The organism is Streptomyces sp. NBC_00443 (assembly GCF_036014175.1).
Classification (GTDB): Bacteria; Actinomycetota; Actinomycetes; order Streptomycetales; family Streptomycetaceae; genus Streptomyces.
This window is the reverse complement of record NZ_CP107917.1, coordinates 5,824,585-5,839,954: the sequence shown is the minus strand read 5'-3', so window position 1 is coordinate 5,839,954 and position 15,370 is coordinate 5,824,585. Positions and strand designations below refer to the sequence as shown.

Here is a 15,370-nt window from a genome sequence, read left to right as displayed (position 1 = left end):
GCTTCCATGAGACCCTCAATGTTCTTCCAAGGAGTTTCAACAGACGATTGCCAGCCCATTACCAGGCAGCTGCCCGAAATCGGGCAGGATTCTTGCGAAGCGCTCCCCCGTACCCCAGGATCTACCGAGTGCACGACGACCTTGTTGATCACCTGACCCGCAGCACGCCCCTCAGCCGGGGCGAGGCTCTGCGGGTGATCCAGGACGTGCTCGCCTACTTCGACGAGACGACCGAGGAGGTCGTCCGTCGCCGCCACCGCGAGCTCCAGGCCCAGGGCCTGGTGAACGCGGAGATCTTCGAACGGATCGAGGCGGACCTGAAATACCGGGCGGTGGCACCACCGGAGCTCACACTCCGCCAGCTGCGCCGCATCGTCTACGGCTAGGGATACCTACATATATGTGCGGAATCGTCGGATACATCGGGAAGCGTGACGTGGCGCCCCTGCTGCTGGAGGGCCTGCAGCGTCTGGAGTACCGCGGCTACGACTCGGCCGGCGTGGTCGTCTCCTCCCCGAAGGCACCCGCCCTGAAGATGGTCAAGGCCAAGGGCCGGGTGCGCGACCTGGAGGCCAAGGTCCCGGCGCGCTTCAAGGGCACGACCGGCATCGCCCACACCCGCTGGGCCACCCACGGCGCCCCCTCCGACCTGAACGCCCACCCGCACCTGGACGCCGAGGGCAAGGTCGCCGTCGTCCACAACGGCATCATCGACAACGCCTCCGACCTGCGCCGCAAGCTGGAGGCGGACGGCGTCGAGTTCCTCTCCGAGACCGACACCGAGGTCCTCGTCCACCTCATCTCCCGCTCGCAGGCGGAGAAGCTGGAGGACAAGGTCCGCGAGACGCTGCGCCTCATCGAGGGCACGTACGGCATCGCGGTCCTGCACGCCGACTTCCCGGACCGCATCGTCGTCGCCCGCAACGGCTCCCCGGTCGTCCTCGGCATCGGCGAGAAGGAGATGTTCGTAGCCTCGGACATCGCGGCCCTGGTCGCCCACACCCGGCAGATAGTGACGCTGGACGACGGCGAGATGGCCACCCTCAAGGCCGACGACTTCCGCACGTACACGACGGAGGGCACCCGTACGACGGCCGAGCCCACGACCGTCGAGTGGGAGGCCGCCTCCTACGACATGGGCGGCCACGACACGTACATGCACAAGGAGATCCACGAGCAGGCCGAGGCCGTGGACCGCGTCCTGCGCGGCCGCATCGACGACCGCTTCTCCACCGTGCACCTCGGCGGCCTCAACCTGGACGCCCGCGAGGCCCGCAAGATCCGCCGCGTGAAGATCCTCGGCTGCGGCACCTCGTACCACGCCGGCATGATCGGCGGCCAGATGATCGAGGAGCTGGCCCGCATCCCCGCGGACGCCGAGCCGGCGTCGGAGTTCCGCTACCGCAACGCGGTCGTCGACCCCGACACCCTGTACATCGCGGTCTCCCAGTCCGGTGAGACGTACGACGTCCTCGCCGCCGTCCAGGAGCTGAAGCGCAAGGGCGCGCGGGTCCTGGGCATCGTGAACGTGGTCGGCTCCGCGATCGCCCGCGAGGCCGACGGCGGCATCTACGTGCACGCCGGCCCCGAGGTCTGCGTGGTCTCGACGAAGTGCTTCACGAACACGACGGTCGCTTTCGCCCTGCTGGCGTTGCACCTGGGCCGCACCCGCGACCTCTCGGTCCGCGACGGCAAGCGCATCATCGAGGGCCTGCGCAAGCTGCCGGCCCAGATCGCCGAGATCATGGAGCAGGAGGGCGAGATCGAGAAGCTGGCCCAGCAGTACGCCGAGGCCCGCTCGATGCTCTTCATCGGCCGCGTCCGCGGCTACCCGGTCGCCCGCGAGGCCTCCCTCAAGCTCAAGGAGGTCTCCTACATCCACGCCGAGGCCTACCCGGCCTCCGAGCTCAAGCACGGCCCGCTGGCCCTGATCGAGCCGGCCCTCCCCACGGTCGCGATCGTCCCCGACGACGACCTCCTGGAGAAGAACCGCGCCGCCATGGAGGAGATCAAGGCCCGCAGCGGCAAGATCCTCGCAGTGGCCCACCAGCCACAGGAAAAGGCCGACCAGACGATCGTCGTCCCCAAGAACGAGGACGAACTGGACCCCATCCTGATGGGGATCCCCCTCCAACTCCTCGCCTACCACACGGCCCTGACCCTGGGCAGGGACATCGACAAGCCGCGCAACCTCGCAAAGTCGGTAACGGTCGAGTAGAGGCTTTTTGGCTTTTGGCTTTTGGCTTTTAGGGGCGCGGGGAACTGCGCGACCAGCCCCCACGCACCCGCACAGGCCAACGAAACAGCGACGAACCCCCCGTGATGCCACCACTAACGGGGGGTCCGTCATTTCGCCGGGGAGCCGCCCAACCCCCCAGCCGGCGCAGCTAACCGGTGGCCGTCACCCCCCGGCCCGCAGCGCGTCGCGGAAGTGCGGTCGGCCAGTGCGCGAGAGCCGCAGTCGCGGCGTACCAGGCCACCGCACCCGCGGCGACGGCGAACCAGCCGCCCACCTTGGTGAGACCGTCGTTGTCGGCGAAGCCGGCGATGGCCATGAGCAGCAGGGACACGAAGAACAACCCGTACGCGGCCTGACCGAGCTGGTCGCCCCCCGCGAGGGTCAGCGTCAGGGCCACGAGGGCGAACAGCAGCAGGAACAACCCGGCCGCGTTGGCGGACACCTGGTTGTCGGCCGAGACGGCCCACGTGAACCACAGGGCACCGAGCGCCACGAACGCGGTCCCGTTCGCGGGGTCATGGTCGCGCAGGGCCATCAGGCCGGCGACGAAGAGGGCAATGCCGCCCACGTACTGGGCGATTGATACGGCGTCAGCAGCTGACACGCCGTCGATCACATCGGCGTACCCCAGCCCGAAGGCCAACAGGGTGACACCGAGGGCGAGTCGGCCGACCACGGTGGTTATTCCGCTTCCCGCAGAGACGTCGTTGTCCACGGCGGGCTCCCTTCATGCATGTGCAGTTGTGCAGTGAGCGATATATGCCCTTCACAAAGGCACAAACACCTCTACGCGCGAGTAAGTTCACGCATTGCAAGAAGGGGAGCGGCGTCCCGAACGGCTCATCTCACCTGGGACAACGGCGAGTTACGGAATGACAACGACGGGCCGCTTGGCCCGCTTGGCGAGCCGCCCCGCGACGGAGCCGAAGATCCGCCCGACGATGCCGTGCGTGGAACCGACGACGATCGCGTCCGCCTCGTACTCCCGCCCGACCTCTTCGAGTTCGTGGCAGATGTCCCCGCCGCGCTCGACGAGGATCCAGGGCACCTCGGCGAGATACTCAGCGCAGGCGAGTTCGAGGCCGAGCACCTCGGTGCGGTGGTCCGGCACGTCGACGAAGACCGGCGGCTCGCAGCCCGCCCACACCGTGGTGGGCAGCCGGTTGGCGACGTGGACGATGATCAGGCCCGAACCGGAGCGATGAGCCATGCCGATGGCGTACGCCAGGGCGCGCTCACTGGAGGTGGAGCCGTCGAAGCCGACGACGACGCCGTGCTTGAAAGCGGGGTCGCAGGAATGGCGTGACTGTTCCGCCGCCAGGGGCTCGGCCGCCGTGGGGTCGGCGACGGGCCGCTTGCGGTCCGCGGGTTCGAAGAATTCGTGACCGGCCATGGCTGTCTCGGCGTATTGATCCTTTATGGGTGGGCCCGCGAGAGCGGAGCTCGCTGACGGATCCAGCAGTGTGCGGCTGAGCTGTGTCCGGGAATGGTCTTCCCAACCCCATACCCCAAGGGTACGGCGGCACGCCTCCTTAGCCCAGATCCCCGCTCTCGGTCGTTGCGGGTTCCAGGGAGCATGCACGAGGGGGCGCCCGTCACGCAATGGTTGCTGCGGTGTACAGGCGGTTTGCACAGGGTTCACCTGCGTGAGCCGTCATGGCGGCCGTGTACCAGTGACCGACCGCTCGAACATGCGTTGATCACCACGAGCCACCGCCCAGGGAGCCCAGGGAGCACGCACCCAATGTCCGCACCCCGCACACCCACCGAGGACAACGTCACCGACGTGGTCCGCTGGGCGGCCTTCAGCTGCGTCCTCGTCCCCGTGGTGCTCCTCTGGTACGGCACCTCGCTCGCGGGCGCCGCCGGCACCGCCTTCGGCCTGGCCGCCGTGACGGCCGCGTGCCGCCTGCTGCTGCGCCAGTCGGAACGCGGCGCGGCCCGCCTGAAGGCCGGGGAACAGTTCGGCCCGACGCCCCGGCGCCGCGGACGTCATCACCGGACCGGAACAGGGGCACATAGAGGCGGACGTCACACTGGGGGAAATACACCGGTCGGTTGACCGGTTTCCGCGCACGGGCACGCTGCTTTTCAGCCAACTTCTGGCGCGCATGCATCCCCTGCCCAGGACACCCCCCAACCCCCGTTCCACCTGCACGGAAAGGGCCTCAGGGGCCCTGCGCACCCTACGTGGATTGGCCACTGCGACAAGGCGCACTTCCCTGCACGGCCTGTGAGTGCAACGCTTCGTGATCGAATGCTTCACGCCAAGTTGCCAAGTCGACAATCTACCGAGTGCCGAACCGGCCACTCAGGCGTGACGCGACACAGTAGATTCGATCTTGACTGTCTACGGCGGGGGACTCGTGCAGGACCGAGGGGAAACGTGCAGGAGCGACACAACCGAGGAGCCGCGACCACCGAGGGGGGCTTAGCAGTATGAGCCACGACTCCACTGCCGCGCCGGAAGCCGCGGCCCGGAAGCTTTCCGGGCGACGCCGCAAGGAGATCGTCGCGGTGCTGCTGTTCAGCGGCGGCCCCATCTTCGAGAGTTCCATACCGCTGTCGGTGTTCGGGATAGACCGCCAGGACGCCGGCGTACCGCGCTACCGCTTGCTTGTGTGCGGCGGCGAGGAAGGCCCACTGCGGACCACAGGGGGCCTGGAACTCACCGCACCACATGGCCTGGAGGCGATCTCGAGGGCGGGCACGGTCGTAGTACCGGCCTGGCGCTCGATCACTTCGCCACCGCCCGAGGATGCGCTCGACGCACTGCGTCGAGCGCACGAGGAGGGCGCCCGCATAGTCGGGCTGTGCACCGGCGCCTTCGTCCTCGCCGCGGCGGGCCTGCTGGACGGCCGCCCCGCGACGACACACTGGATGTACGCACCGACGCTGGCCAAGCGCTATCCGTCGGTGCACGTGGATCCGCGAGAACTCTTCGTGGACGACGGCGACGTACTGACGTCGGCGGGCACGGCGGCCGGCATCGACCTCTGCCTCCACATCGTGCGGACGGACCACGGCAACGAGGCGGCCGGGGCTCTGGCCCGCCGCCTGGTGGTCCCGCCGCGCCGGGCCGGCGGTCAGGAGCGCTACCTCGATCGATCTTTACCAGAGGAGATCGGCGCCGACCCGCTGGCCGAGGTCGTCGCCTGGGCGCTGGAGCACCTGCACGAGCAGTTCGACGTCGAGACGCTGGCGGCACGCGCGTACATGAGCCGCCGCACCTTCGACCGCCGCTTCCGCTCCCTCACCGGGAGCGCCCCGCTGCAGTGGCTGATCACCCAGCGGGTGCTGCAGGCGCAGCGGCTGCTGGAGACGTCGGACTACTCGGTGGACGAGGTGGCGGGCCGCTGCGGCTTCCGCTCCCCGGTGGCGCTGCGCGGCCACTTCCGCCGCCAGCTCGGCTCGTCGCCGGCCGCGTACCGGGCGGCGTACCGTGCGCGCCGCCCGCAGGGTGAGCGGCCGACGGACGCGGAGCCCACGGTCGGCCCGGGCGCGGCGCCCTCGGGCCCCCCGCCCAGCCCGTACTCGGAGGGCGGCCCGGTCCCGCCCCAGACCCGCCGCACACCGAGCCCTCTGGGGCCCGCCGCCCTGTCCGTGCCGTCGGACAACGGCCGCGAGGCCTACGCGGCAAGCAGGGCGAGCCTGCCGGGGCAGCGCAGCGGGTCATGACCTCGTGACGCCGGGCGGGCGTACTCAGCCCGTCCGGCGTTTGAGGACGAGGCCGTTCAGGCCGAAGCCGGGGTCCAGGGGGCGGCAGCCCCCTGGTGCGCCGCCTGCGACACCGGGCATCCCAAAAGCGGACGTCAGCCTTAGGGTGGTCGCATGAACGATCGCATGGTGTGGATCGACTGCGAGATGACCGGCCTCTCGCTGTCCGACGACGCGCTCATCGAGGTTGCCGCCCTCGTCACCGACTCCGAGCTGAACGTCCTCGGCGAGGGCGTGGACATCGTCATCCGTCCGCCGGACGCGGCGCTGGAGACGATGCCGGAGGTGGTGCGTCAGATGCACACCGCGTCCGGGCTGCTCGACGAACTCGCCGGCGGCACGACGCTGGCGGACGCCGAGGAGCAGGTCCTGACGTATGTACGCGAGCACGTGAAGGAGCCCGGCAAGGCCCCGCTGTGCGGCAACTCCGTCGGCACGGACCGCGGCTTCCTGCTGCGCGACATGCCGACGCTGGAGGACTACCTCCACTACCGGATCGTCGACGTCTCGTCGGTCAAGGAGCTGGCCCGGCGCTGGTACCCGCGCGCCTACTTCAACAGCCCCGAGAAGAACGGCAACCACCGCGCCCTCGCCGACATCCGCGAGTCGATCGCCGAACTCCGCTACTACCGCGAGGCCGTCTTCGTACCGCAGCCCGGCCCGGACTCGGACACCGCGAAGTCGATCGCCGCGAAGCACGTTCTGCCAGCTCAGTAGGTATCCGGGAGGGGTGCGAGGGGGGCGCTCGGGGCCGCCGCGAAAAGCTGTGCGCGAGCACCCCTTCGGACCCTGTACACTTTTTCTCGGCCGGTCGGGGATTCCACGGAAGACATCGCCGGTCATGGTGGGTGTAGCTCAGCTGGTAGAGCACCTGGTTGTGGTCCAGGATGCCGCGGGTTCGAGTCCCGTCACTCACCCTGAGCAGTCAGCCGGTGACCTCGACACAGAGGTCACCGGCTGATCGCGTTCTGCGGCACCGACAGGACCCGGCACGCCGAGGCGAGTTGAGAGGACCCCGTGCTGACCGAACCGATCCGCACGCCCCGCATGGACCTCCTCCCCCTCCGGGCCGACCACGCGGCTGAACTGGCCCCGGCCCTGTCCGACCCGGCACTGCACACCTTCATCGGCGGCTCGCCCCTCTCACCCGAAGCCCTGCGAACCCGGTACGAACGCCTGGTCGCCGGCTCCCCGGACCCGTCCGTCAGCTGGTGCAACTGGGTCCTGCGGCTGCGCACCGACTCCCGTCTCATCGGCACGGTCCAGGCCACGATCAGCGAGACGACCGCGGAGATCGCCTGGGTGGTGGGCACCCGGTGGCAGGGACGCGGGTACGCGCGCGAGGCGGCGCAAGGGCTGGTGGCGTGGCTGCGGCAACGGGCTGCCGTGCGTTCCGCACATGCCGCCGCCACTCCCGTCCGCACGGTCGTGGCCCACATCCACCCCGACCACCTCGCCTCCGCCGCCGTGGCCCGGGCTGCAGGGCTGCTCCCGACGGACGAGGAGCAGGACGGCGAGACCAGATGGCGACGGGTGCTACGCCCCTGACGTCACCACGCCCGTGACCCCACCACGCTCTGACCACGCCGCACCCGTGGCATCACCGCACACCCCGAACCGCCCGCTACGACGACGCCCGCGCCACCAGTTCCGTGGCCAGCACCACCTGCCTCCTCTCCAACCCCCGTGACACCGCCGGGCGGCGGTCCGCGATCTCGGTGAGGAGGAGGTCGATCATGCGGCGGCCCATCTCCTCGATGGGCTGACGGACGCTGGTGAGGGGCGGTTCCATGTGGCGGGCGATGGCGGAGTCGTCGTAGCCGACGAGGGCGACGTCGTCGGGGATGCGGCGGCCCACCTCGCGAAGGGCCTGGCGGGCGCCCGCCGCCGTCACGTCCGAGGCCGCGAAGACCGCGTCCAGGTCGGGGCAGCGCGCGAGAAGGGCCTCCATCGCGCGCCGGCCGCCCTCCTCCGTGAAGTCCCCCGGCTCGATCAGCCGCTCGTCCACACCGGCCCCCGCGTCACGCAGGGCGTCGCGGTAGCCGTCGACGCGGCGCTGGGCGCCGTAGACGTCCGGGCGGCCGGTGATGTGGGCGATTCGGCGGCGGCCGTGAGCCATGAGGTGCTCGACGGCCGAGCGGGCACCGCCGTAGTTGTCCGAGTCCACCGACGTCAGGGTCTCGGCGGCCGAGCGCGGGCCGCTGATCACGGCCGGGATCTCCAGCTGGGCCAGCAGGTCCGGCAGGGGGTCGTCCGCGTGCACCGAGACAAGCAGGACGCCGTCGACGCGGTGTGCCGCCAGGTACTGGGCCAGGCGGCGCCGCTCCTTGTCGCTGCCCGCGAAGATCAGCAGCAACTGCATCTCGGTGTCGGCGAGTTCGGCGCCTACGCCCTTCAGCATGTCCGAGAAGTACGGTTCCGCGAAGAAGCGGGTCTCCGGCTCGGGCACGACCAGGGCGATCGCGTCCGTGCGGTTCGCGGCCAGGGCGCGGGCCGCGGTGTTGGGAACGTAGCCGAGCTCCGCCACCGCGGCTTCCACCGCCGCGCGGGTCGCGTCGCTGACCCGGGGCGAGCCGTTGATCACCCGGGAGACGGTGCCCCGGCCGACCCCCGCACGGGCCGCCACCTCTTCGAGGGTGGGCCGACCGCCGCTCCGGCCCCGCGCTCCGTGGGTTGCCATGGGCTCCGCCTTCCCGCCGTTGTCTTTGCGCCGGCCTGGAATTTAACAGTCCTGCCAGGGAGAGTGACCGTTGCCGGGGGCCGGCACCCCCGGGCCCCGGACGGGCTCAACTTGGTCCAGTTAACGGCCCGATAACTGAACGCAGAACTCCGCGTCCGCTCCCTTGACACCCCCGCCCGGACCGACGACCCTTCAACACATCACATGTGGGAGCGCTCCCACGGTACCTGACACATACACATCCCGCACGTTCCCCGCCCGAGCCGCAGCGAGAACAATGAACGGGCCCAACAGTGCAGTTGGCCGGGGGGTCGGCACGTCAGGCAACAGGAGGACGCAATGCGCACGAGTACCCGCGGGTCCCGCCGGGTGATGGCCCTCGCGGTCGCAGCCGCGCTGACGACAGGGCTGCTCGCCGGCTGCGCCGAGGACTCGGACGACGGCTCTTCGGGCGAAGGCGGAGGCAATGGCGGGGGTGGCAAGACCACGCTCACTGTGGGCACCTTCGGCACCTTCGGCTACAAGCAGGCCGGCCTCTACGACGAGTACATGAAGCAGAACCCCGACATCACCATCAAGGAGAACGTCACCACCCGTACCGACGTCTACTGGCCCAAGGTCCTCACCCGGCTCCAGGCCGGCGCCGGTGCCGACGACATCCAGGCGATCGAGGTCATGAACATCACCGAGGCCGTGGAGACACAGGCCGCCAAGTTCGTCGACCTCGGCAAGGAGGTCGACAAGTCCCAGTGGCTGGACTGGAAGAACGCCCAGGCCACCACCAAGGACGGCAAGCTGATCGGGCTCGGGACGGACATCGGGCCCATGGCGATCTGCTACCGCAAGGACCTCTTCGAGAAGGCCGGTCTGGAGACCGACCGCACCAAGCTCGCCGAGCAGTGGAAGGGCGACTGGGGCAAGTACGTCGAGGTCGGCAAGGAGTACATGAAGAAGGCGCCGAAGGGCACCAAGTTCGTGGACTCGGCCTCCTCGGTCTACAACGCGGCCCTCGGAGGCGGACCCAAGCGCTACTACGAGAACGACGGCACCGTCGTCTGGGACAAGTCCGAGGGCGTCAAGCAGGCCTGGGACGTCGCCATGGACGTGGCGACCAGCGATATGTCGGCGAAGCTGAAGCAGTTCGACAAGCCGTGGGACCAGGGCTACGCGAATGGCACCTTCGCCACGGTGGCCTGCCCGGCCTGGATGATCGGCTACATCCTGGAGAAGTCCGGTGACGCGGGCAAGGGCAAGTGGGACGTGGCGGCGGCGCCGACCGCGGCCAACTGGGGTGGTTCGTTCATCGGCGTACCGACGTCGAGCAAGCACCAGAAGGAGGCCGTCGCACTGGCGAAGTGGCTGACCGCGCCCGAGCAGCAGGCGAAGGTCTTCGCCAAGCAGGCCAGCTTCCCGTCCACCCCGTCGGCGTACTCGACCCTGAAGCCGGCGGCCGCCACCACGGAGTACTTCTCCAACGCGCCGATCACGGAGATCTTCTCGGCCTCCGCCGAGACCATCCCGTCCCAGTACTTCGGCATCAAGGACCAGGCGATCAACACCGCGCTGACCGACATCGGCATCCTCCAGGTCGAGCAGAAGGGCAAGAGCCCTGACGAGGGCTGGGACGCCGCGTCGGAGGAGATCAAGGACGTGCTCGGCCAGTGACCAGCTCCAAAGAGGCACTCGCGCACTCCGCGTCGAGCGCCGACGCCGCGCCCGGTGACCAGCCGGGCGCGGCCGGCCGCGCGCACGGTCGCGGTACTCCGCCGCCGGGGAGCACTTCCTGGCGGAGCCGGCTGTACCGCTGGGACATGAAGGCGTCGCCGTACGCGTTCATCGCCCCCTTCTTCATCGTCTTCGGGGCGTTCTCGCTGATCCCGCTCCTGTATACGGCCTGGTACTCGCTGCACAACGTGCAGCTGGCGAACCTGGACGGCCAGACCTGGGCGGGCCTGGACAACTACCAGAACCTGCTGTCCTCGGACTTCTTCTGGAACGCACTGTGGAACACCTTCACCATCGGCGTGATCTCCACGGTGCCCCAGCTGCTGATGGCGATAGGCCTGGCCCACCTGCTGAACTACAAGCTGCGCGGCTCGACCGTGTGGCGGGTCGTGATGCTCACTCCGTACGCCACCTCGGTGGCCGCGGCGACGCTGGTGTTCGTGCTGCTGTACTCGTGGGACGGCGGCATGATCAACTGGCTGCTGGAGTTCGTCGGCATCGACCCGGTCAACTGGCGTGAGTCCGACTGGGGTTCACAGTTCGCGGTGTCTTCGATCGTCATCTGGCGCTGGACCGGTTACAACGCGCTGATCTATCTCGCCGCCATGCAGGCGATCCCGGCCGACCTGTACGAGTCGGCGGCCATCGACGGCGCCAACCGCTGGCAGCAATTCATCCATGTGACGATCCCGCAGCTGCGGCCGACGATCCTGTTCACGGTCGTCGTCTCGACGATCGGCGCGACCCAGCTCTTCGGTGAGCCCCTGCTGTTCGGCGGGGTGAGCGGCTCGAAGGGCGGCTCCGAGCACCAGTACCAGACGCTCGGTCTGTACATGTACGACCAGGGCTGGATCATCGGCAACCTCGGCAAGGCGTCCGCGATCGCCTGGTCGATGTTCCTGATCCTGCTGATCGTCGCCGTGATCCAACTGCTGGTGTCCCGACGGCTGAGGAAGTCCCAATGACAACAAGTGAACTGACGACTCCTCAGACAGTGACGCAGAAGGTACGACAGCCCCGGCGCCCCCGGGTGATGGGCGCGGGCAAGCAGCTGCACGCCGGCCCGCTCACCTACGTCGTCCTGGCCGTCTTCGCACTCGTCTCGCTGGCCCCGCTGGTGTGGACGGCGATCGCGGCCTCGCGCACGGACCGGCGGCTCGCGGAGACGCCTCCGCCGCTGTGGTTCGGCGGGAACCTGTTCAAGAACATGGACCGGGCGTGGGAGGAGGCCGGGCTCGGAAAGGCGATGTTCAACACCATGTTCGTCGCGGGCACCATCACCATCAGCACGGTGCTGTTCGCCACGCTGGCCGGCTTCGCCTTCGCCAAGCTCCGCTTCCGGTTCTCCGGCGTCCTGCTGCTGCTGACCATCGGCACGATGATGATCCCGCCGCAGCTGGCGGTCGTACCGCTGTATCTGTGGATGGCGGACCTCGGCTGGTCGAACCAGCTCCAGACGGTCATCCTGCCGACGCTGTGCACGGCCTTCGGTACGTTCTTCATGCGGCAGTACCTGGTGCAGGCGCTGCCGAGCGAGCTGATCGAGGCGGCGCGGGTGGACGGCGCGAGCAGTCTGCGGGTCGTCTGGCACGTGGTGTTCCCGGCCGCGCGGCCCGCGATGGCCGTCCTCGGCCTGCTGACCTTCGTGTTCGCCTGGAACGACTTCCTGTGGCCGATCATCGCCCTGAACCAGGAGAACCCGACCGTGCAGGTCGCCCTCAACGCCCTCGGCACCGGCTACGTCCCCGACCAGGCGGTGATCATGGCGGGCGCGCTGCTCGGCACGCTGCCGCTGCTGATCGCCTTCCTGCTGTTCGGCAAGCAGATCGTGGGCGGCATCATGCAGGGCGCGATCAAGGGCTGACGCCCGGCCATACCGCTCTTCCGGTACGCCGCTCGGGGCCGGGTCATTGCCGCCTCGGCCCCTCTTCCCCCTGATCCCCCTCCCCTCCTACTCCTCTCTTACTCCCCTCCTACCCGTCGGTCTCCACGACCCCCAATGGGAGCGCTTCCATGCCTGAGCCCATGACCTCCGTGTCGTTTCCGCCCGCCTTCCTCTGGGGCGCCGCGACGTCCGCGTACCAGATCGAGGGGGCGGTGCGGGAGGACGGCCGTACCCCGTCGATCTGGGACACCTTCAGCCATACGCCGGGGCGCACCGCCGGCGGCGAGCACGGTGACATCGCTGTCGACCACTACCACCGCTACCGCGACGACGTGGCGCTGATGGCCGAGCTCGGCCTCACCGCGTACCGCTTCTCGATCTCCTGGTCGCGCGTGCAGCCCACCGGCCGGGGCCCGGCGGTCCAGCGGGGCCTGGACTTCTACCGCCGGCTGGTGGACGAGCTGCTCGCGCACGGCATCAAGCCTGCCGTCACCCTCTATCACTGGGACCTGCCGCAGGAGCTGGAGGACGCGGGCGGCTGGCCGGAGCGCGACACGGCGTACCGGTTCGCCGAGTACGCGCAGATCGTCGGCGAGGCGCTCGGCGACCGCGTGGAGCAGTGGATCACGCTGAACGAGCCGTGGTGCAGCGCGTTCCTGGGCTACGGGTCGGGCGTGCACGCGCCGGGCCGGACGGAACCGGCGGCCACGCTGCGGGCGGCCCACCACCTCAACCTCGCGCACGGCCTGGGCACCTCGGCCCTGCGTTCGGTGATGCCGGCCCGCAACTCGGTGGCGCTCAGCCTCAACTCCTCCGTGGTCCGGCCGCTTTCGCAGGATCCGGCGGACCTGGTGGCGGCCCGGAAGATCGAGGACCTGGCCAACGGGATCTTCCACGGCCCGATCCTGCACGGCGTCTACCCCGAGACGCTTTACGCGGCGACGGAGCTGCTGACGGACTGGTCGTACGTCCTGGACGGCGACCTCGCGGCCATCAACCAGCCGCTGGACGCCCTGGGCCTGAACTACTACACCCCGGCGCTGGTGTCGGCGGCCGAGACGGACCTCAGCGGCCCACGGGCGGACGGTCACGGGGCGAGCGAGCACTCGCCGTGGCCGGGCGCGGACGACGTGCTGTTCCACCAGACTCCCGGTGACCGCACGGAGATGGGCTGGACCATCGACCCGACCGGCCTGCACGAGCTGATCATGCGTTACTCCCGGGAGGCGCCGGGCCTGCCCCTCTACATCACCGAGAACGGCGCGGCCTACGACGACAAGCCCGACCCCGACGGCCGCGTCCACGACCCCGAGCGCATCGCCTACCTCCACGGCCACCTCTCCGCGGTCCGCCGCGCGATCGCCGACGGCGCCGACGTCCGCGGCTACTACCTGTGGTCCCTGATGGACAACTTCGAGTGGGCGTACGGCTACAGCAAGCGGTTCGGGGCGGTGTACGTCGACTACTCGACGCTCGCCCGGACGCCGAAGTCCAGTGCGTACTGGTACGGCGAGGCTGCTCGGACGGGGACGTTGCCGGCGGTGGAACCGGAGATCTAGACGGATGTGCCCCGGCCGGGTGGGGGGAAGACCGGCCGGGGCGTGCCCCCGTGGGCTCAATGGACCTGCGTGGTGGGTCAGTTGTAGGCCGCGAACGCCTTCGAGAACGCGAACTTCTCCTGGAGGATCGAGCTGCACGTCGCGTCCGCCGCCGGCTTCTCGCCTCCCGCGCACTGCTTGTCGCGGGTCGCGGACCACATCGACAGCCAGCCGAGGCCCTTGGACTTGGCGAAGTTCACCAGCTGGGTGGCGTCGTCGACCTTGAAGATCTCGGTGACGACGTCGTTGACGCCGATCATCGGGGTGACGGCGACCGTCTTCCAGGCGGCGCTGTCGGAGAGGCCGAGCACGCTCTTGACCTGGGCCTGGGTGGCGGTGGCCGCCTGCTCGGCGTAGGTGCCCATGTCGCCGCTGTACGCGGGACCGTAGTCCATCGCCATGATGTTGACGGTGTCGATCTGCACGCCGTTCTTCTCGGCGTCGGCGAGGAGGTCGACGCCGGGCTGGGTCAGGCCCTCGGGCATGACGGGGAGGGTGAAGGAGACGTCCAGGTCGGGGTGGTCCGCCTGGAGCTTGGCTATCGCCTGGGCGCGACGGGTGTTGGCCGCCTTGTCCGGCAGGGCGCCGCCCTCGACGTCGAAGTCGACCTTGGTCAGCTTGTACGCGCTCACGACCTTCTCGTACGCCGCCGCCAGCGCGTCCGCCGAGGAGCAGGTCGTCGCCAGTTCGCTGCCGGCCGCGCCGCCGAAGGAGACGCGGACGTCGCCGCCCTTGGCGCGCAGGTCACCGATCTGCGCGGCCACCGCGTCGCCGCCGAGGTCGGTGACGCCGCCCCACTTCGGGGTGCAGCCGCCGCCGTCGGTGACGAAGGCGAGGTTGTAGTCCTTCACACCGGTCGCCTCGGCGCTCGCGACCATGTCGAAGGCCGGGTAGAGCGAGGTGTCGATGTACGGGGCGAAGCCGGCGGTGGCGGCCGTTCCGGAGCCGGGGGTCTGCGAGGGCTTGGCGGTGGGGGTCGCGGACTGGGTGGGCGGCGCGCTCTGGGTGGGGTTGGCCGTCGGCTTCGGCGAGGCGGATCCGGTGGCCGTAGGGCGGCCGCTCGGCTCGGGTGTCGCGCTGTCGTCCGCGGAACACTTCGCGTCGTCGATCAGACAGCCCGCCGGGGCGCCCGTGCCGTTGACGACGAAGCCGACCGTCACCGACTCACCGGCGGCCAGGCCGTCCTTGTCCCACTTCGGCGGCGTGGCGGTGACGTGCTGACCGCTCACGCTCGACTCGGCGTTCCACAGCGAGCTCAGCTTCGAGCCCGACGGCAGGTCGAACTCCAGCTTCCAGTCCTGCTGCGCCTGCCCGCTGTTGTTCGTGACGACGTACTGCGCGGTGTAACCCGTCGACCAGTCACTGGTCTTCGTGTACGCCGCTCCGATCCCGGCGGCCTGAGCGGTGCCGGTGAACACGACCGCGGCGCCGCCGACCACGGCCGCGGCGACGAGACCGCCGATCGCCTTGTTCCTGCCGCTGAACTTGCGCCGGTGCGTACTCATCGCGTGTCTGCCTTTGCTGTT

14 protein-coding genes and 1 tRNA gene are annotated in these 15,370 nt (G+C 69.5%); 11 read left to right on the top strand and 4 right to left on the bottom strand.

The features are described 5' to 3' along the window. The first annotated feature begins 128 nt into the window (after positions 1-128). Together OHO27_RS26520 and glmS are read left to right on the top strand one after the other, a co-directional pair. Positions 129-386 (top strand): hypothetical protein, encoded by a 258-nt coding sequence (locus OHO27_RS26520; RefSeq protein WP_328427477.1) that lies wholly within the window; start codon positions 129-131, stop codon positions 384-386. A 14-nt stretch (positions 387-400) separates the two neighbouring features. Beyond that, complete coding sequence (gene glmS, locus OHO27_RS26515; RefSeq protein WP_328427476.1) at positions 401-2,218, top strand: glutamine--fructose-6-phosphate transaminase (isomerizing); 1,818 nt, start codon at positions 401-403, stop codon at positions 2,216-2,218. A 169-nt stretch (positions 2,219-2,387) separates the two neighbouring features. On the opposite strand, the gene OHO27_RS26510 is transcribed toward glmS, so the two are convergent. Together OHO27_RS26510 and OHO27_RS26505 are read right to left on the bottom strand one after the other, a co-directional pair. Beyond that, positions 2,388-2,954, bottom strand: a complete 567-nt coding sequence (locus OHO27_RS26510; RefSeq protein ID WP_328427475.1) for a GPR1/FUN34/YaaH family transporter — start codon at positions 2,952-2,954, stop codon at positions 2,388-2,390. A 150-nt stretch (positions 2,955-3,104) separates the two neighbouring features. Beyond that, positions 3,105-3,632 carry a universal stress protein gene (locus OHO27_RS26505; protein WP_328427474.1) on the bottom strand — a complete coding sequence of 176 codons (528 nt, stop codon included), beginning with the start codon at positions 3,630-3,632 and terminating at the stop codon, positions 3,105-3,107. 351 nt (positions 3,633-3,983) lie between these two features. On the opposite strand from OHO27_RS26505, the gene OHO27_RS26500 reads away from it, so the two are divergent. The 5 genes from OHO27_RS26500 to OHO27_RS26480 all read left to right on the top strand — a co-directional run bounded on the left by OHO27_RS26500 (position 3,984) and on the right by OHO27_RS26480 (position 7,504). Then, entirely contained in the window at positions 3,984-4,301 is a 318-nt protein-coding gene (locus OHO27_RS26500; RefSeq protein ID WP_328427473.1) for a hypothetical protein, read from the top strand. A 377-nt stretch (positions 4,302-4,678) separates the two neighbouring features. Beyond that, on the top strand, positions 4,679-5,917 hold the full coding sequence (locus tag OHO27_RS26495; RefSeq protein WP_328427472.1) for a helix-turn-helix domain-containing protein: 1,239 nt from the start codon (positions 4,679-4,681) through the stop codon (positions 5,915-5,917). Positions 5,918-6,070: 153 nt separating this feature from the next. After that, positions 6,071-6,673, top strand: coding sequence for an oligoribonuclease (gene orn, locus OHO27_RS26490; RefSeq protein WP_328427471.1), 603 nt, complete (start codon positions 6,071-6,073; stop codon positions 6,671-6,673). A 127-nt stretch (positions 6,674-6,800) separates the two neighbouring features. Then, positions 6,801-6,873: transfer RNA gene (locus OHO27_RS26485), tRNA-His, on the top strand. Positions 6,874-7,003: 130 nt separating this feature from the next. Beyond that, on the top strand, positions 7,004-7,504 hold the full coding sequence (locus OHO27_RS26480) for a GNAT family N-acetyltransferase (RefSeq protein ID WP_328430558.1): 501 nt from the start codon (positions 7,004-7,006) through the stop codon (positions 7,502-7,504). A 76-nt stretch (positions 7,505-7,580) separates the two neighbouring features. Here the strand turns inward: OHO27_RS26480 and OHO27_RS26475 are convergent, their stop codons facing one another. Next, positions 7,581-8,636 carry a LacI family DNA-binding transcriptional regulator gene (locus OHO27_RS26475; RefSeq protein ID WP_328427470.1) on the bottom strand — a complete coding sequence of 352 codons (1,056 nt, stop codon included), beginning with the start codon at positions 8,634-8,636 and terminating at the stop codon, positions 7,581-7,583. Positions 8,637-8,975: 339 nt separating this feature from the next. Between OHO27_RS26475 and OHO27_RS26470 the strand changes: the two genes are divergently transcribed. The 4 genes from OHO27_RS26470 to OHO27_RS26455 all read left to right on the top strand — a co-directional run bounded on the left by OHO27_RS26470 (position 8,976) and on the right by OHO27_RS26455 (position 13,805). Then, positions 8,976-10,301, top strand: a complete 1,326-nt coding sequence (locus OHO27_RS26470) for an ABC transporter substrate-binding protein (protein WP_328427469.1) — start codon at positions 8,976-8,978, stop codon at positions 10,299-10,301. After that, the gene (locus OHO27_RS26465; RefSeq protein WP_328427468.1) at positions 10,298-11,326 is read left to right on the top strand and encodes a carbohydrate ABC transporter permease; all 1,029 of its coding nucleotides are present in this window, start codon (positions 10,298-10,300) and stop codon (positions 11,324-11,326) included. Before OHO27_RS26470 ends, OHO27_RS26465 begins: the two co-directional genes overlap by 4 nt. After that, the gene (locus OHO27_RS26460) at positions 11,323-12,225 is read left to right on the top strand and encodes a carbohydrate ABC transporter permease (protein ID WP_328427467.1); all 903 of its coding nucleotides are present in this window, start codon (positions 11,323-11,325) and stop codon (positions 12,223-12,225) included. The genes OHO27_RS26465 and OHO27_RS26460 overlap by 4 nt, the downstream gene beginning before the upstream one ends. A 161-nt stretch (positions 12,226-12,386) precedes the next feature. Continuing rightward, a complete protein-coding gene (locus tag OHO27_RS26455) occupies positions 12,387-13,805 on the top strand; it encodes a GH1 family beta-glucosidase (protein ID WP_443059718.1) in 1,419 nt (472 codons plus the stop codon). Between the two features lie 77 nt (positions 13,806-13,882). Here OHO27_RS26455 and OHO27_RS26450 read toward each other — a convergent pair whose 3' ends face one another. Next, on the bottom strand, positions 13,883-15,349 hold the full coding sequence (locus OHO27_RS26450; protein ID WP_328427465.1) for a glycoside hydrolase family 18 protein: 1,467 nt from the start codon (positions 15,347-15,349) through the stop codon (positions 13,883-13,885). Between the last annotated feature and the right edge of the window lie 21 nt (positions 15,350-15,370).